The sequence below is a fragment of the Pseudarthrobacter sp. 902506025 genome, assembly GCF_040702325.1.
Classification (GTDB): domain Bacteria; phylum Actinomycetota; class Actinomycetes; order Actinomycetales; family Micrococcaceae; genus Arthrobacter.
Map to the genome: position 1 here is coordinate 210,036 of NZ_JBFBKW010000002.1, position 16,498 is coordinate 226,533.

The 16,498-nt window shown below is 65.9% G+C and carries 17 protein-coding genes; 4 read left to right on the forward strand and 13 right to left on the reverse strand.

Going from position 1 to position 16,498, the window contains the following annotated elements; genetic code table 11:
- Both AB0280_RS04775 and purU read right to left on the reverse strand, forming a co-directional pair.
- The gene (locus AB0280_RS04775) at window positions 1-2,493 is read right to left on the reverse strand and encodes a GcvT family protein (protein ID WP_224023257.1); all 2,493 of its coding nucleotides are present in this window, start codon (window positions 2,491-2,493) and stop codon (window positions 1-3) included.
- 49 nt (window positions 2,494-2,542) lie between these two features.
- Window positions 2,543-3,448, reverse strand: coding sequence for a formyltetrahydrofolate deformylase (gene purU, locus AB0280_RS04780; protein ID WP_159629860.1), 906 nt, complete (start codon window positions 3,446-3,448; stop codon window positions 2,543-2,545).
- 121 nt (window positions 3,449-3,569) lie between these two features.
- Here purU and AB0280_RS04785 point away from each other — a divergent pair, with 121 nt between their 5' ends.
- Window positions 3,570-4,250, forward strand: coding sequence for a GntR family transcriptional regulator (locus AB0280_RS04785; protein ID WP_159629862.1), 681 nt, complete (start codon window positions 3,570-3,572; stop codon window positions 4,248-4,250).
- A gap of 128 nt (window positions 4,251-4,378) precedes the next feature.
- Window positions 4,379-4,660 carry a hypothetical protein gene (locus tag AB0280_RS04790; protein ID WP_159629864.1) on the forward strand — a complete coding sequence of 94 codons (282 nt, stop codon included), beginning with the start codon at window positions 4,379-4,381 and terminating at the stop codon, window positions 4,658-4,660.
- A 96-nt stretch (window positions 4,661-4,756) separates the two neighbouring features.
- Here the strand turns inward: AB0280_RS04790 and AB0280_RS04795 are convergent, their stop codons facing one another.
- The 8 genes from AB0280_RS04795 to AB0280_RS04830 form a co-directional block, all read right to left on the reverse strand.
- Window positions 4,757-6,691 (reverse strand): BCCT family transporter, encoded by a 1,935-nt coding sequence (locus AB0280_RS04795; protein WP_366366327.1) that lies wholly within the window; start codon window positions 6,689-6,691, stop codon window positions 4,757-4,759.
- A gap of 315 nt (window positions 6,692-7,006) precedes the next feature.
- The gene (locus tag AB0280_RS04800; RefSeq protein ID WP_159629868.1) at window positions 7,007-7,816 is read right to left on the reverse strand and encodes an IclR family transcriptional regulator; all 810 of its coding nucleotides are present in this window, start codon (window positions 7,814-7,816) and stop codon (window positions 7,007-7,009) included.
- A gap of 81 nt (window positions 7,817-7,897) precedes the next feature.
- Complete coding sequence (gene uraH, locus AB0280_RS04805) at window positions 7,898-8,236, reverse strand: hydroxyisourate hydrolase (RefSeq protein ID WP_224023248.1); 339 nt, start codon at window positions 8,234-8,236, stop codon at window positions 7,898-7,900.
- Window positions 8,233-8,730, reverse strand: coding sequence for a 2-oxo-4-hydroxy-4-carboxy-5-ureidoimidazoline decarboxylase (gene uraD, locus AB0280_RS04810; RefSeq protein ID WP_307491393.1), 498 nt, complete (start codon window positions 8,728-8,730; stop codon window positions 8,233-8,235). The genes uraH and uraD overlap by 4 nt, the downstream gene beginning before the upstream one ends.
- A gap of 165 nt (window positions 8,731-8,895) precedes the next feature.
- Complete coding sequence (locus AB0280_RS04815) at window positions 8,896-9,321, reverse strand: ATP-binding protein (protein WP_224023244.1); 426 nt, start codon at window positions 9,319-9,321, stop codon at window positions 8,896-8,898.
- The gene (locus AB0280_RS04820) at window positions 9,314-9,646 is read right to left on the reverse strand and encodes an STAS domain-containing protein (protein WP_141945622.1); all 333 of its coding nucleotides are present in this window, start codon (window positions 9,644-9,646) and stop codon (window positions 9,314-9,316) included. Before AB0280_RS04820 ends, AB0280_RS04815 begins: the two co-directional genes overlap by 8 nt.
- Window positions 9,646-11,604 carry a glycosyltransferase family 2 protein gene (locus tag AB0280_RS04825; protein WP_307491397.1) on the reverse strand — a complete coding sequence of 653 codons (1,959 nt, stop codon included), beginning with the start codon at window positions 11,602-11,604 and terminating at the stop codon, window positions 9,646-9,648. Before AB0280_RS04825 ends, AB0280_RS04820 begins: the two co-directional genes overlap by 1 nt.
- Window positions 11,601-12,713, reverse strand: coding sequence for a PP2C family protein-serine/threonine phosphatase (locus AB0280_RS04830; RefSeq protein ID WP_159629879.1), 1,113 nt, complete (start codon window positions 12,711-12,713; stop codon window positions 11,601-11,603). The genes AB0280_RS04825 and AB0280_RS04830 overlap by 4 nt, the downstream gene beginning before the upstream one ends.
- 247 nt (window positions 12,714-12,960) lie before the next feature.
- Here AB0280_RS04830 and AB0280_RS04835 point away from each other — a divergent pair, with 247 nt between their 5' ends.
- Window positions 12,961-13,242, forward strand: coding sequence for a hypothetical protein (locus AB0280_RS04835; protein WP_224023239.1), 282 nt, complete (start codon window positions 12,961-12,963; stop codon window positions 13,240-13,242).
- Window positions 13,243-13,415: 173 nt separating this feature from the next.
- Here the strand turns inward: AB0280_RS04835 and AB0280_RS04840 are convergent, their stop codons facing one another.
- Window positions 13,416-13,988: a GNAT family N-acetyltransferase gene (locus AB0280_RS04840; protein WP_159629883.1), complete on the reverse strand. Its 573-nt coding sequence runs from the start codon at window positions 13,986-13,988 to the stop codon at window positions 13,416-13,418.
- Window positions 13,989-13,997: 9 nt separating this feature from the next.
- The gene (locus AB0280_RS04845; RefSeq protein ID WP_307491403.1) at window positions 13,998-14,390 is read right to left on the reverse strand and encodes a hypothetical protein; all 393 of its coding nucleotides are present in this window, start codon (window positions 14,388-14,390) and stop codon (window positions 13,998-14,000) included.
- A 95-nt stretch (window positions 14,391-14,485) separates the two neighbouring features.
- On the opposite strand from AB0280_RS04845, the gene AB0280_RS04850 reads away from it, so the two are divergent.
- Window positions 14,486-15,874, forward strand: a complete 1,389-nt coding sequence (locus AB0280_RS04850) for an MFS transporter (RefSeq protein ID WP_307491405.1) — start codon at window positions 14,486-14,488, stop codon at window positions 15,872-15,874.
- Window positions 15,875-15,938: 64 nt separating this feature from the next.
- Here the strand turns inward: AB0280_RS04850 and bcp are convergent, their stop codons facing one another.
- A complete protein-coding gene (bcp, locus tag AB0280_RS04855; RefSeq protein WP_224023231.1) occupies window positions 15,939-16,418 on the reverse strand; it encodes a thioredoxin-dependent thiol peroxidase in 480 nt (159 codons plus the stop codon).
- Window positions 16,419-16,498: the final 80 nt, after the last annotated feature.

The following is a 16,498-nucleotide window of genomic DNA, read 5'->3' on the forward strand; positions in this document are numbered from 1 at the left end:
CTAGCCGCGGAGCCGGGTCATGGTGGGGTCGTACAGCGGGTCCTGGGTGACCGTAGCGACGATCCGGCGTCCGAAGTACTCGATTTCCACGGAGTCGCCGATCGAGACTTCCGCGGGCAGGTAGGAGTAGGCAATGGGCTTGCGGACGGTGTAGCCGTAGGCGGCGCTGGTGACGTAGCCCACCGCCTGGTCCTTGTAGAACACAGGCTCCTTGCCCAACACCAGGCTGCGGCCGTCGTCGACCGTCAGGCAGCGCAGGCGCCGCGCGGAGTTTTCTTCGGTGCGTCCCTCCAAGGCTGCCTTTCCGACGAAGTTGTCCTTGGCCATCTTCACGGCGAAGCCCAGGCCGGCCTCGAAGGGGTCGTGCTCGGTGGTCATGTCCGTGCCCCAGGAGCGGTAGCCCTTTTCCAGGCGGAGGGAACTGAAGGCGGCGCGGCCCGCGGCGATGATGCCGAACGGCTGGCCGGCCTTCCACAGCGCGTCCCAGAGGCGCTGGCCGTTGTCGGCGCTGGTGTAGAGCTCCCAGCCCAGCTCGCCGACGTAGGACAGGCGCATGGCCGTGACGGGAACGCCACCGATGACCACCTGCTTGGACCGGAAGTACTTCAGGCCGTCGTTGGTGAAGTCGTCGCTGCTGACCGCGCCGACCACTTCACGGGCCAGGGGGCCCCAGAGGCCGATGCAGCAGGTGCCGCCGGTGGTGTCGCGGACCTGGACCCAGTCTTCGGCGCTGCCGCTTTCGGTCTGGTGCCGGGCTGCCCGGTCAAAGTAGGCGGTGTCGATGTTGCCGTTGGCGCCGAGCTGGAAGGTCTGCTCGTCCAGGCGGGCCACGGTGATGTCGCTTCGGACGCCGCCCTGCTCGTCCAGCAGGAGCGTGTAGGTGACGGCTCCGGGCTTCTTGTTCATTTCCGCAGTGGTCAGTTCCTGCAGCAGCTTCAGCGCGCCGGGTCCGGAGATTTCGAGGCGCTTGAGCGGGGTCATGTCGTACATGGCGACGGCGGTGCGCGTCTTCCATGCCTCGGCCGCGGCAATCGGCGAGCTGAACATGCCGGACCAGGAGTCGCGGGCCGGCGGCTGCCAGTCTGCGGGCATCTCCTTGAGGAGCTCTGCGTTGGCCTCGAACCAGTAGGGGCGTTCCCAGCCGGCGCCTTCCAGGAAGTAGCCGCCCAGCTGTTTGTGACGGGCGTGGAAGGGGCTGACGCGCAGGTTGCGCGGGGAGAGCTTGGGCTGCAGCGGGTGCAGGACGTCGTAGATCTCCACGAAGTTCTGCTGCGAGGTTTCGCTGACGTACTCGGGGGTCAGCTGGACGTCCTCGAAGCGGTGGATGTCGCAGTCGCCCAGGTCGATGGAGGACTTGCCGTCCACCAGGAGCTCGGCCACGGCGCGGGCGATGCCCGCCGAGTGGGTGACCCAGACGGCTTCGGCCACGAAGAAGCCGTCCAGTTCCTTGGACTCGCCCACCAGCGAGCCGCCGTCCGGAGTGAAGGAGAAGATGCCGTTGAAGCCGTCCTCGATCTCGCTTTCGCGCAGGGCCGGCAGGATCTGCTTGGTGGCCTCCCAGGCGGGGAGGAAGTCCTCGAGGGTGAAGTCCAGCCGGGACGGCATGTTGTGCTCGCTGATCTCATTCGGCTTGAAGCTGCCGAGCTCGTCCAGGTCCACGGGCATGGGTTTGTGGGCGTAGGAGCCGATGCCGTAGCGGTCGCCGTGTTCGCGGTAGTAGAGGTCCTGGTCCTGGTGCCGGAGGATGGGCAGCCGGGCGCCGTTGGGCAGTTCGTTCTTGCCCTGCTGTGCCGGAACCGGGGTGGTCTTGACGTACTGGTGGGCCAGAGGCAGCAGCGGCACGGACATGCCGATCAGCTCGCCCACCTTTGCACCCCAGAAGCCGGCGCAGGAGACGACGATGTCTGCCGGGATCACGCCGTCGGGGGTCTGGACGCCGGTGACCCGGCGGCCGGACTGCTCGATACCGGTCACCTCGGTGTTGCCGATGTACTTCACGCCGGCGGCCTCGGTGCGCTTGATCAGGAGCTGTACGGCGCGGGCGGCCAATGCGAGGCCGTCGCTGGGAACGTGGAGGCCGCCGAGGATGTCCTCGTCATTGATGAGCGGGTAGAGCTCCTTGCACTCGGCCGGGGAGAGGATGGAGCCCTCGATGCCCCACGCCTGCGCGTAGCCGAGCTTGCGCTTCAGGTCGGCGAGGCGGGTTTCGGTGGTGGCAACTTCAAGGCCGCCCACCTGGTTGAAGCAGCTGGTCCCGTCCTCGGTCAGGGACAGCAGCTTCTCCACGGTGTACTTGGCGAACAGGGCCATGGACTTGGAGGGGTTGGTCTGGAAGACCAGTCCCGGGGCGTGCGAGGTGGAGCCGCCGGGCATGTTGAGGGGGCCCTGGTCCAGGACAGTGATGTTGTTCCAGCCCCGGGTGACGAGTTCATCCGCGAGGTTGGTGCCGACGATGCCGGCTCCGATAATGACAATGCGTGGTGACGATTCCAAGGGGGTCTCTCCTGCTGCTTTACGGGTCATGTCTGCGAACGAGGGGTGCTTACCGGAACACCACGGTGCTGGTCTGGTCCAGCAGCACGCGGTGCTGGCAGTGCCAGCGGACGGCGCGGGAGAGAGCCAGTGCCTCGGCGTCCTGGCCCACGGTGGACAGCTGGGCCGGGCCGTAGGTGTGGTCCACCCGGATGACTTCCTGCTCGATGATCGGACCCTCGTCCAGGTCGGCGGTGACGTAGTGGGCGGTGGCGCCCACCAGCTTGACGCCGCGGTCGTAGGCCTGGTGGTAGGGGCGTGCGCCCTTGAAGCCAGGGAGGAAGGAGTGGTGGATGTTAATGGCACGGCCCTCCAGCGCCCGGCAGAGATCGTCGGAGAGAACCTGCATGTAACGGGCCAGGACCACGAGGTCGGCCTCGTACTCATCCACCAGTTCCAGCAGCCGGCGCTCTGCGTCCGCCTTGGTGTCAGGGGTGACGGGGACGTAGATGAAGGGGAGCCCTGCGGCTTCCGCCATGGCACGGTGGGTCTCGTGGTTGGAAACGACCGCAACCAGTTCGCCGCCAAGGCTGCCGCCCCGCCAGCGGAAGATGAGGTCGTTGAGGCAGTGGCCGAACTTGGACACCATGACCAGGACGCGCTTGGCGGTCTGGTCGTGGAAGCTGAACTTCATGTCGAACCGGCTGGCGATGCCCGCGAACTCTTCCTCGAGCATGGCGGGCGTGTAGTTGGGGGAGCCGGAGAACGCGGTGCGCAGGTGGAGTGTCTCGCGCAGGCTGTCGTCGAACTGCTGGTGCTCGTCGATATTGAAGCCGCGCTCGAACAGGAACGTGGTGACGGCCTGCACAATTCCTGCCTGCTCCTTGCAGGACAGGGTCAGTACGAACTTCTGCGGCTGCTCTTCTTTGAGTGCCGGCAGGGTGGTGGTTGCTGGGGCTGTTTCGATGAGGGTCATACCCTGCTCCTTCTAGATATATTCAAAAGCAACGGACTGATATATTAGATTGGGTGCCAGCGTATACTGGTCCACAGGCGAGGTCAATAGTTTTTTTCTGGTTGGGAAGAAGGGGCTCAGCATGGCATTCGAAGCTTTAGCGGTGGCGGACGCCATGGGGAAGAAGTCCCTTGCTGACGTCGCCTACGAGAGCATCCGCGACTGGTTGCTGACCCTTGAAATCAAGCCCGGAGAGCTGCTGAACGACGAGCTCCTGGCCAAGAATCTGGGTGTGGGCCGGACTCCGGTACGCGAAGCCCTGAAGCGGCTGGAGCTGGACCGGCTGGTGAAGACCTACCCGCGGCGTGGCACTTTCGCTACCCGGGTGGACGTGACCGACCTTTCCTTTATTTCGGAGATCCGCGCCCAGCTCGAGCCCCTCGCGGCCGCCCGTGCCGCGCGGGTGGCTTCCCCCGCCGTCCGGGACGAGCTGCGTGCCACCCTCGAAAAGGTTGAGGCGTTCGATGTGTCCTCGGCGAGCGTGACCGAGACGCTGCAGCTGGATGCCCAGGTGCACCAGGGCATCTACGCCGCCGCCGCCAACCCGCACCTGGAAGACATCCTGATCCGCTACGACAACCTGGCAACGCGCATCTGGTGCATGGTCATTGACCGGCTGCCGGACCTGTCCCACCATGTTCGTGAACACCTCGATCTGCTCCGCGCCGTCATCGACGGTGATGAGGAGCGGGCTGCGGAGCTTGCCCGCGTCCACGTAAGTGGATTCGAGAGCGCGGTCCGGGAGGCGCTTTTCAAGGCCTAGCGCCTTTCGCCCCGGGCATCTGTTGACACGGAGTGTGACCTGGGCCATACACTGGATCCAGATTGATATATCAATCAAATATCAGTGATGGATTCGAGCGGCGACGGCGCCGGCGATCGGAGTGACCAGTGAATTCCCAGGCAACCCTTGAAGCCCCACGTGATGCCACCGACCCTGACCTCGAACAGGATGGCCAGGGCGGCGGCACGTCGAAAACGGCTCTCGGCCTCCGGGCCGACTGGGCCCGGCTGCCCGGCCGCAGCGTCGAGGTGTGGCTGCGGGGGGAGTACGTGGCCAGCGGGGTGGTGGACCAGGCTGCGGAGGACGGCTCGGTGCTCTGGATCGCCGCCGAGGGCATCAGCACCCGGCGCATTTTCGACAAGTCCTCCGGCTACCAAATCTGGGTTTAGTCCTCCCTGGCGCCCAGGGAGCTGCCGCTTCCAATGCAGGCTATAACCATGAGGCCCCGGCGCGTCCCGCGCCGGGGCTTCATGTGTTCCACACTGCTACCGCATGGCTGCCTTTTCCGGCTCCGGCTCTTCCACGTCCGGACCCGTGCCCGTGCAGTTTGCGCCTTGGGCGCATCCTTCGGCGCATTCATGCTTTGTCACCAGCTCAAACTGGACACCGCGGTGCTGCTCAACGCCGGTGCGGATGGCCCGTTCCACGACAGAGTCCGCCAGCCGGCGGCGCAGGGAGAGGGGGTCCCTGCGCAGGTCCTTGGTGATGGCGAAACAGAGCAACAGCATGACGACGACGAACGGCAGGGCCGCGACGATGGTGATCCGTTGCAGGCCTGACAACGCTTCGGAGGGCTGGTCGCCGCCGGCCAGAAGCATGACGGCGGCCACGGCGCCGGTGAGGGCGCCCCAGAAAATGACCAGTGCACGCTTGGGGTCGGAGCTGCCGTTGGAGCTCAGCGACGCCATGATCAGGGAAGCGGAGTCGGCGCCGGTGATGAAGAAGATTGCCACCAGGACCATGGCCAGGACGATCACGGCCGCAATCATCCACGGGGGCAGGGGGAGGTTCTTCACAAGGTTGAACAGGGCGCCGTCAAAATCGATGGTTGCTTTGCCGTCGGTGACGGTCATCAGGCCGGGCGTGCCGGCTTTGTCCGCTTCCTGCTGGATATGGAAGGCAGTGCCGCCGAAGATGCCGAACCAGATGACGCTGACAATGCTGGGGACCAGCAGTACGCCGGTGACGAACTGGCGGATGGTGCGGCCCCGGCTGATCCGGGCGATGAACATGCCCACGAAGGGCGTCCAGGAAATCCACCAGGCCCAGTAGAAGATGGTCCAGCCGGACATCCAGGTCCGGAGCGCCTCGTCGCCTACGGCCTCAGTGCGGGAGGACATTTCGGCCAGATCGCGCAAATAGTCGCCGACCGCCGAGGGGATGAGGTTGAGGATGAAAAGAGTGGGGCCCGCCACGAACACGATGAGGGCGAGGACCACCGCAAGGACCATGTTGACGTTGGACAGCCACTGGATTCCGCGGCTGATGCCGGACACGGCGGACGCGATGAAGCAGGCTGTCAGGATCGCCACGATTCCCACGAGCACGGGTGTTCCGATCTCGCCTGTCCAGCCGTTGGACGTGAAGCCGCTGCCGATCTGCAGGGCGCCCAGGCCCAGTGACGCGGCGGTGCCGAAGAGGGTGGCGAAGATGGCCAGGATGTTGATGACCTTGCCCACCGGCCCCTCTACGGTCCTGATGCCGAACAGCGAGGTGAAGGCAGCGGAGATCAGTTGCCTGCGGCCCAGCCGGTAGGTGCCGTAGGCCATGGCAATGCCCACCACCGCGTACATGGCCCAGGGGTGCAGGGTCCAGTGGAAGATTGAGGTGGCCATGGCCGTCTGGATGGCTGCGGGGGTCCGGCCGTCAACGGTTCCGGGCGGGGGAGAGACGAAGTGGTACAGCGGCTCGGCCACCCCGTAGAACATCAGGCCGATGCCCATTCCGGCGGCGAACATCATGGCGATCCATGACACCGTGCGGAACTCGGGTTTTTCACCGTCCTTGCCGAGTGGAATGTTGCCGAACTTGCCCAGGGCCAACCACAGGACGAAGACGACGAACAGGGACGCGAGGACCATGAAGAGCCAGCCGGTGTACTCCATGACCCAGTCGAGGGCGTCCTTGGAAGTGGTGGCCAGGCCGTCCTTGTCCAGGAACCCCCACGCCACGAACGCCAGCGCGATGGCGCCGGTGATGCCGAACGTCGCCTTGTCCAGGGTCAGCTTCCGGTTGCGGCGCTGGGAGACGGCCTGCTCCCTGTTGCTCTGCCGCAGTTCCTCCAGGATCTGCTCGTGTTCGTTGACGGCGGGAAGGGTCGTCGTCTCTTCCTCTTGATAGGTGTCCAGCGGCTCGGGGGGAACGTCCCCTGAAGGCGGCACTTTGGGTTTGGCGGAGCTCAGGTCACTGTTAATGGCCATGAAAGCGGGTCCTTTGGCTAGTCCATGGGCTTGCGTTTAGTGCTGGCTGGGGGCAGCGCAATCCGCGGAGGGGTTGCCGCCTGGCCGTTCGCCAGCGATGTCAGGGCCCTAAGCCCCATGGGGGAGGTGTTCCGCAAAGATCAACAGAGTTCGCGCTAAGCAACAAGAGTGCTGTACGTCACTTTCAAAGTCAAGGGCGCCGTGCAGTGAAAGGGCATCCTGCAGGCGGCCGGAATCGGCAAACTGCCCTTAACAGGGCAATGACCCCGGGTTCCAACGAACCCGGGGTCATTGCCGTGTTGACTCTGGCGGCTGTCAGTGCCGCGTGTAACCCATGTTGGCGCTGACTTTGAGTCCCGCGTCCTTGAGGGTGTCCAGCAGGCCCGGGATCTTCTCCGGGTCGAACCGGAATGCCGGCCCGGAAATGCTGAGGGCGCCGATCACGACGCCTTGGTGGTTGTAGACGGGCACTGCCACGGCATTCAGGCCGATCTCGAACTCCTCCCGCACCACCGCGTACCCTTTGGCCACTACCTCGAGCAGCTGTGCGTCCAGTTCCTTGCGGGAAGTGATGGTGCGGGCGGTGCGGGCAGTCAGGCCCGTCTCCTTCAAAATCCGGTCCCGGTCGTCCGCCTCCAGTGCCGCCAGGAGGACCTTGCCGCTGGAGGTGGCGTGCAGCGGGGTCAGGCTTCCCACCCAGTCGTAGGTGGCCAGGGTGGAGGGGCCCATGGCCTGGTCCACGTTCACGGCGTAGTTGGAGCGCAGGACGGCCAGGTTCACAGTTTCCTTGAACTCTTCCGCCAGGCTCTCCAGGACGGGCCTTGCTTCGCGCACAAGGCTCAGGCGGCCGGGAATGGAGCTGGCCAGGCGAAGGATCCCGAAACCGAGCTGGTACTTGCCCCGTTCACTGTTTTGATGGACCATCTCACGGGTGACCAGGGAGCCCATCAGCCGGGACACGGTGGACTTGTGGATCCCCATTTCCTCGGCTATTTCGCTCACGCCCGCATGTCCCTCCCGTGCCAGGATCTCCAGGACGGTCAGGGCCCGCTCCACGGACTGTACGCCGCCGGACTGTCCGCCTTCCGCATCGGTATCGGATTCAGTTTCCTTATTCGAAGCCATACTTCCTGATCCTATGCCGGTTATTGTGACGGCCGTGACATTGCGGGAGGCTGGCCGAACTGCGGAAGCCCCGGGGACCCGCTAGCTGCCGCGGTAGGTGGAGTACGCGAACGGGCTCAGGAGCAGGGGCACGTGGTAGTGCTCGGGGCCGGTGACCTCGAAGACCAGGTCCACTTCCGGGAAGAACGTCCGCGTCTGCAAACCCGCGTAGTAGGCGCCCGTGGCGAAGTTCAGTTTGTAGTGGCCGGGATCAAGCTGCTCCGGCCCCAGGTCCTTGGCCCGGCCGTCGGCGTCGGTGCTGGAGACGGCCAGCTCACGCCAAGTGCCGGCGTCGTTCTTCGAAAGGACGACGGCGACACCTGCCGCCGGGCGCCCGGCGCCGGTATCAAGGATGTGGGTGGTCACATGGGAGACGCTCATTCGCTGATCACTCCTTCGAGCCGCAGTACGGCGATTTCGCGCAGCTGCTGGGCCACGATCCTGTCTTCTTCTTCGGCGGAGTTGGTGAGCCGCTGGTCCAGCGCCGCCAGGATGTCCTGCGCGCTGCGTCCGGCTGCCCGGATCAGGAAGACGCGGCCGAACTTCTCCTCGTACTCCCGGTTCCCGCGCGCCAAGGCATCGGCGACGGCAGCGTCCGCCGGGTCCACGCCGGCCTGCTCGGAACGGGACATGGACGCCTCGGTGCCGGCCGCCGTCGGGCGTTCCCCGATCCTGGGGTGGTGGGCCATGGCGGCTTCCACCTCGGCCGGGGTGAATGGGCTGGCAGCCTTGGCGGCAAACGCCAGGAGCCCGTCGCGGTCTGCGTAGGGACGGGCTCCGGCCACCGCCTCCACCCAGCGGCTGACGTCGATGCAGGGCCGGAGGATGGCTTGGGCGGCGGTGGGATCCGCGCTGTTGAATTCGGCAAGCTTCATGCTGGTCGCAATCCTTGGGGTCATGCTGGCATCCATGGTGACGGCTATGCGGATGCCGGACAACCCGGCGCCTGTGCACTGCAAGGCTTCCGCATCATGGAACTGTTATTTCAGCATACGTAATATTCAAAAGCAGGTGCGGTGCAGTGTCAAGCCGTTGGAGCCCTAGTCCTGGGATGACGTGCGCGACAGGACCCAGGTGTTGGTGCCGTCCTGGCGTTCGAAGGTCACCGTGGTCACCAGCGCCTCGATCAGTGCCAGCCCGCGCCCGGACTCTGCGTCCTCCCCCGGGACGGCCGGCTCCATGGGGCCGAACGGCGGCTTCGCGTGGTAGGCGCTGACCCGTGCCTGCAGCATGGCCGGCTGCACGGTGGTCTCCACACCCAGTTCCACCTCCCGGTCCCCGGCCGGCTGGGCGTGCTGGACGATGTTGGACGCGGACTCGATGACCGCCGTCGTGAACGTCATCTGGTCCATGTCATTGACGAACGGAACGTCGAGCCAGAGGCTGTCGAGGTCGTTGTGGACCGCCTCGATGGCGTCCTCGGCGGCGGGTCCCCGGAAGCTGCGCGAAGCCAGGACCTCAGTCATTGCTGAACGCCTCCTCGGCCGTGGGGTAGGCGGTGAGGACCTTGTCCATGCTGGTCAGCTTCAGGACCATGTTTACCTGCGGCTGCACGGCAGCGATCCGCAGGTCCCCGCCGGCCTGGCGGGCGGCCTTCAGGCAGCCGATCAGCGCACCGAGGCCCGAGGAGTCCATGAACGCGGTGTTTTCCAGGTTGACCACGATCCGGTTGGACCCGCCCGCGATCACGTCCGTCACGAACTCGCGCAGCTTGGGCGCGGAGACCATGTTCAGCCGCCCGTCCGCCTTGACCTCCGCGTACGAGTCTTTGACCTCATAACTGAACTCCATCAGGATTCCTCTCTGTTTGCAGGTTCTGCGGCCGGCTCGTACCCCTTGTAGAGGACGGCGCGGACCAGGATGCTCATGACCACCAGGTCAAAGACCACCCAGACGACGTTAACCAGGGTGCCCAGCGGTTCCGCCAGCCCGGTGGCCAGGCGGACAATTCCGACGACGGCGGCCAGGGCGAGCAGGACGGACACCACGATCTGGGGCCGGATGAGGCTCCAGCTGGGTCCGCCGCTTTGGCGGGCCTTGGGGGTGACCGCAAACCCCAGGGGACGGCCGAACCAGACGTTGCGGGCCGCCGTCGTGCACGCCTTGATCCAGGTGGGGAACAGGGCAAGGCTGTACTGCTGGCCGCGCCAGGTGGGGATGCCGCGGCCGGCCACGGCGAACAGCAGCTGGTTGACCACCATGAACGGGATGAACCGGATGAAGAAGTCCCAGCTGAGGCTGCTGACCGGCAGGATGCCCAGCAGCAGGTAGATGATGGGGGCCGCGAAATAGATGACGGCGGCGAACCCGCTGAGGTACGTCCACATGGTGGCGAAGTACATCAGGCGCTGGCCGATTTTGAGGCCCTTCTGCACCAGGGGGTTCTCCCGCAGCAACACCTGGATGGTGCCCTGGGCCCAGCGGAGGCGCTGCGTCAGCATGGTGGCGATGTCCTCGGGCGCCAGGCCGTACGCCAGGATCTCGTGGTGGTAGACGCTCTCCCAGCCCATGGCGTGCATGCGCATGGCGGTGGCCATGTCCTCGGTGACGGAAATGGTGGCCAGGGGCATGACGGGCTGGGCTTCGTTGCTGCGTTCCACGGTCAGCGCATCCAGCACGGCCTGGACGGATTCCAGGGCGCCCAGGGGCGACCAGTCACGGGCGGACATGCGCTGGACTGCGTCGTCCGCAACCACCGGGACGCCGGACTCGCCCACGTGGGCCAGTTCCATGGCGGCGATTTCCTCAAGGTCCGCCTGCAGGGCTGCGACGTCGGCCTGGACCAGGGTCTGCACTGCGGCGTCCACGCGGCGGCGGACCCGGTAGGTGACCTCGCTGAGGGGCCGGCCGGCGTCCACTTCCTCCTGGGCTTCGCGGGTGGCAGCCTCCACCTCGTCCAGGACCTCCGCCACCAGGGGTGACTCCACGTCCGCCGACTTCCGGGCCTGCTTGATGGCTGCCCGGGAGGCGGCCAGCGCGCGGCGGATGCTCTTTTCGGTCTCCTTGACGTAGCCCACCAGGCCCAGCTGCATCAGGGCCTCGCGGCGCAGGATGGCGTTGGAGCCGCAGAAGAACGCGGCGTTCCAGCCGTCCTTGCCCTGCTGGATGGGGCCGTAGAACAGCGGTGCCTGGCTGCCCAGCGGGTCGCTGTCAGGAACGTTGCTGAAGTACTGGGGTGTCTGGACCAGGGCCACCCGGCGGTTGTTGAAGTAGCCCAGGGTCTTTTCCAGGATGTTTGGCTCGGGGATCTGGTCCGCGTCCAGGATCAGCAGGAACTCGCCGTGGGTGACCATGAGGGCGTTGTTGAGGTTGCCCGCCTTGGCGTGCCGGGGGAGGTCTTTGGTCCAGTCTTCGCTCCGGGTGACGTAGCCCAGGCCGTGCTGTTCGCACAGCGCCTTGAGTTCCGGCCGTGCGCCGTCGTCCAGGATCCAGGTGCTGTGCGGGTGCCGGATTTTCTGGGCCGCCAGCGCCGTGGTGAGGACCATGTCCAGGTCCTCGTTGTAGGTGGTGATGAAGACGTCCACGGTGGCATCGTGCGGGGGCTGCGGCGCCCCCTTGCGGATCTTCAGCTTCCACACCGTCATGCCGAAGAGCATGACGTCGATGAGGCTGTAAGTTTCAGCCACCACCAGGGGGAGGGCGATCCACCAGGCATCCCAGTTGAGGGATGCCGCCCAGCGCCAGGCGATGTAGTTCAGGCCGGTCAGGACGGTGAGCACCACCACCACGCGGGTCCAGAAGCGGGTCACGCGGCCACCTCCCGGGGGAGCCGGCGGACCACGACCACCGTGACGTCGTCCTCGGCGGTCTCTGCGGGGGCGAGGGCCAGGATGGAGTTGGTCGCTTCCTGCGCCGAAGCAGCCGCCTGCGTGGCCTCCTGCACGGCGTCGGTGAAGTCCTCCACTGATTCAAAGACGTCCAGGACGCCATCGCTGACCACCACCAGGGAATCCCCCGGGGCCAGTTCCAGTTCTGCCTGGGGCCACTGGGTCCCGGGCCAGGCACCCACTGGCGGTCCTGCGGAGGGGAGGCGGTCCGCCGGGCCTGCGGGCTGGACGTGCAGCGCAAGGCCGTGGCCGGCGTCGACGTAGCTGACGTTGCCGGACGCTGCGTCCAGCCGGGCGTGGAACAGGGTGACGAAGGAGTTGGAGGAGTCCAGGTCCGCGGCGATCGCCTTGCTGGCTGAGGCGAACCCGGCGTCGAGGTCCTGGCGCAGGCCGGTGGAGCGCATGACGGCGCGGACGGTGGCTGCGATCAGTGCCGCGCCCATGCCTTTGCCCATGGCGTCGGCGAACGTCAGGTGGAGCCCGCCCGGGGTCTGGTACCAGTCATAGAAGTCGCCGCCCACATTGCGGGAGGGCCGGAAGAGGCCCGCCACATCGTAGCCGTCCACCCGGATGTCCTCCTTGGGGAGGAGGCTTTGCTGCACCTCGGTGGCGCGTTCCAGCTCGCCGCGGGCTGCGGATTCAGCGGCGGCGGAGGGCCGGCGGCGGAACAGCGCGTTGATCCGGGACTGCAGCTCGCGGGGGCTGAACGGCTTGCTGATGTATTCGTCGGCGCCGTTGTCCAGGCCGGTCAGCTTGTCCAGTTCGTCTGCCCGCGCGGTGAGCATCACGATGAAGGCGTCCGAGAACTCCCTTAACAGCTTGCAGACCTCGAGTCCGTCGAGGTCCGGCAGGTTGAGGTCCAGCGTCACCAGGTCCGGCTTGCGGCGGCGGACTTCCTCCACGCCCGGCAGGCCGGCTCCCGCCTGGGTGACGTCGAAGCCCTGCTTGACCAGGACACGGACCAGCAGTCCGCGGATGTCCGGGTCATCTTCGATGACAACCGCACGGCGGGATTCGGAGGGAGAGACCATAGCTCTACTTCTACAGTATTAAGGCGCACAGGGCATGTCTTAGGCTTCACAGTTTCCCGTGACGTGGCTGACAGGTCCCGATGCATTAATTCCGCACCCAGCAGATCTTGCGGAAATCTTGGCACCTGCTTGCCGGGACGTTGAGGAACGCCGGTCACACTCGAAGAACGGCAACAGCTTTCCAGACAACAGGGTACGACGACGATCCGCGCGGGGGCTGTACGGCTTGCGGAAGGCGGGGAAGCCAATGGAATACGTCAAAAAGAGCGGGATGGACAAAGCCAGGGCGCTGCTGCGCGTCCTCTTCCACTCCCGGAAAGTGCGGGCCGCCGCCCGGGAACTTGAGCATGCGCTCGCCGAATCGCGGGAAGTATCCAGTTGGCCGGGGGACCGGCTGCAGGTGGGGGAGGACATGTCCCGCCAGGTGGAAAGGCTCACGCACCGGCTCAAGCTGGAGACCGAGGCACACCACAGGCTTGAGGCCCTTTTAAAGACTGCGGGCGGAGGGCATTCCGTCGCGGCCCTGTAGGTGCCACACTTAGCAGCAATCGATTGGCTGGGGGATAGTCAGGAGATTGCTGTGAGTTTGTTGCTGGGCTGGTCGTACCTGATGGCAGGACTCATGACCATGGACGCGCTGCTGCTTGCGTTGTGGGCCATGGAGGTCGACTGGGGGAAGTACTGGCGCCGGAAGTAGCGCCGTCATGCCAGCTCCAGGCGCATCAGCACCCGGGGAAAGCCGTTGAGCACCGAGGTTGTGTCTGCCGCCTTGGTGAAGCCGGCATCCTCGAACAGCCTGCGGGTTCCCACATAAGCCATGGTGAGGTCCACCTTGTGGCCGCCGTTGTCCACCGGATAGCCCTCCACCACGGGAGCCCCATAAGCGCGCGCCAGAGCCACTGCGCCGGCCAGCAGGTGGTGCGAGATTCCCTTGCCCCGCTGGCCGGGACGGACGCGCAAGCACCAGACAGACCAGGCGTCCCTGTCATCCACATGCGGGATTCTGCGGTTCCGGGCGAAACTGGTGTCCGCGCGCGGGTGCACCGCTGCCCACCCGACCGGTTCGCCTCCGTCGTACGCCACCACGCCTGGCGGTGGATCCTGCGCCACCAGCTGCCTGACCAGCTCCCCGCGCTCTTCGCCCCGCAATGACACGTTCTGCTTCGAGGGAATCCGGTAGCTCAGGCACCAGCAGACGGTGGCGTCGGGCCGTTTGGGCCCCACGAGTATTTTGACGTCCTCGAAGCTGGTTGCCGGGCGCACCTCAATGGCCATGGCGCGATCCTAGTCGCCGGGAATCCGGCCGATGCTCCAGGCGGCGACCCTGCGCACGTCAACCCGGGTGGCCTGCAGCGGAACCCTGGTTCCCCCTGAGAGCAGCACCGGCGCCAGGAAGTGGAGGTACCGTGGCTGGGCTTCCGTGCCGGCCTCGCCCGCCGGGGAACCATAGGCGTCGAGAACGCCGGCGATGGCCCAGCTGCCGATCCGGACCTGGTCATTTTGCCGCTGCGTCCACGCGTTCTCCGACACAGCCGATCCGGAGATCACGGCACCATCAACCACCACGGTGAGCTCCACTGTTGCGTCGTCGCCTGCCTGAAAGATCGAGGCCAGCAGCAGCGCCAGGCGGGGATCCGCTCCGGCTGCAGGTGTTTCCTTATCCGTTTCGCTGTCCATGACCATCCCTTCCCCATCCCGCGGAACTGATTGTCTCCCCATCAGCCCAGTTTCCACCCTGTTGGCTCCTGGTGCCCCTCACTACACTGGGACGCATGACCCAGCAGGAACCGGGCAGTGCTGCCGCGGATCTGGATACCGTTGCCGCCTCCCTACGAACGCCGGCTGAGCGCTCCCGCACCTTCGCCGGAATCCTGGTCAACACGGCACTGGCCAACATCACCACCAGCTACCTGTGGTTCGCCCTGACGTTCTGGCTGTACCTGGAGACGCGCAACGTCATAGCCACCGGGGTGGTGGGCGGCGCGTACATGCTGCTGATTGCCCTGTCCAGCATCAGCTTCGGTACGTTCGTGGACCGCTGCCGGAAGCTGGCCGTGATGCGGTTCGCCGCCGCCTTCACCCTGGTGATGTTCCTACTGTCCGGGGTGATGTTCCTGCTCACGCCTGCCCCGTCCCTGCTGGACCTGGGTCAGCCGTGGTTCTGGATTTTCACCCTGATCATCCTGGTGGGCGCCGTGGTGGAGAACATGCGGAACATCGCCCTATCCACCACGGTGACCATCCTCATCGAGCCGGAGCGGCGGGCGAATGCCAACGGGTTGGTGGGGATGGTGCAGGGCCTGATGTTCATCGTCACTTCCCTGCTGTCCGGGCTGTCCATCGGGTTGCTGGGCATGGGCTGGACCATCGCCGTCGCGCTGGTGCTTACGGCGCTGGCTGCGGCACACCTGCTGACCCTCCGGATGCCCGAGGAGATGCGTGCGGCGGCATCGGACGCCCACGGCGGATTCGACCTCCGGGGCTCGTTCACGGCAGTGCTGGCCATATCGGGGCTCTTCGCGCTGATCCTGTTTTCAACGTTCAACAACTTCATCGGCGGCGTCTACATGGCATTGATGGACCCGTACGGGCTGGAAATGTTCTCGGTGGAGATGTGGGGTGCGGTCTTCGCGGTTGGATCCACGGGATTCATCCTTGGCGGTGCCCTGATCGGCAAGTTCGGGCTCGGCGCCAACCCCTTGCGCACCCTCCTGGTCGCCGTGGCGGCCATGGGCGTACTCGGCGCGGTCTTTACGCTGCGGGAGTGGGCGTGGCTCTACATCCTGGGGATCTGGCTGTACCTGGTGCTGGTCCCGTTCGTGGAGGCGGCAGAACAAACCGTCATCCAGCGGGTGGTGCCGCTGGAACGGCAGGGGCGTGTCTTCGGGTTCGCCATGGCGTTTGAGTCCGCCGCGGCCCCCGTCACGGCGTTCCTCGTCGCGCCCATCGCCCAGTTTTGGATCATCCCGTATGCGCGGTCCGCGGAGGGCGCCGCGCTCCTGGCGCCGTTGCTGGGTGAGGGCACCTCCCGCGGCATCGCCCTGGTGTTCCTGGTGGCCGGAATCATCATGATCGCGGCCGCACTGCTGGCCTTCCTTGCCCCGGTCTACCGGCGGGTTTCCGCGTCGTATGCGCAGGTGGCGGCAGAAGCTGCGCATTAAACACCGGACGCCCCGGCACCAGGTGCCGGGGCGTCCGTGGAAATGCTGCAGGAAGTGATCGGCGCTAGAGTCCCAGGGCTTCCTTGAGGCGGCCGACGTGGCCGTCGGCCTGTACCTGGTACTGGGCCAGGGTGACGTTTCCTGCAGGGTCCACCACAACCGTGGAGCGGACGATGCCTTCGTGGATTTCGCCCTGGACCAGCTTTTCGCCCCAGGCGCCGTAGGCCAGGGCAACCGCGTGGTCGGGGTCGGAGAGGAGGGGGAAGGTGAGGGAGAAGTCGCCGCTGAAGCCGGCCAGGGCTTCCTGCGCGTCGGGGGAGATGCCCACTACCTCGTAGCCCTTGCCCTGCAGGGAGGCCAGGCTGTCGCGGAAGTCGCAGGCCTCGGTGGTGCAGCCGGGGGTCGCAGCCTTCGGGTAGAAGTAGACAATGACGTTCTTGCCACGGTAATCGGCCAGAGAGGTCTCGCGGCCCTGGGCGTCCCGGAGGGTGAAATCAGGAGCCGGGGTGCCGGGCTGAAGCTTGGTGGTCAGGGTGGGGCTCATGGCGTTCCTTTGTAAGACTCGGTCAGTGATGGCCAAACATCAAGTGAAGCGGGTCACCGCTTACTGATACAAACCAGCGC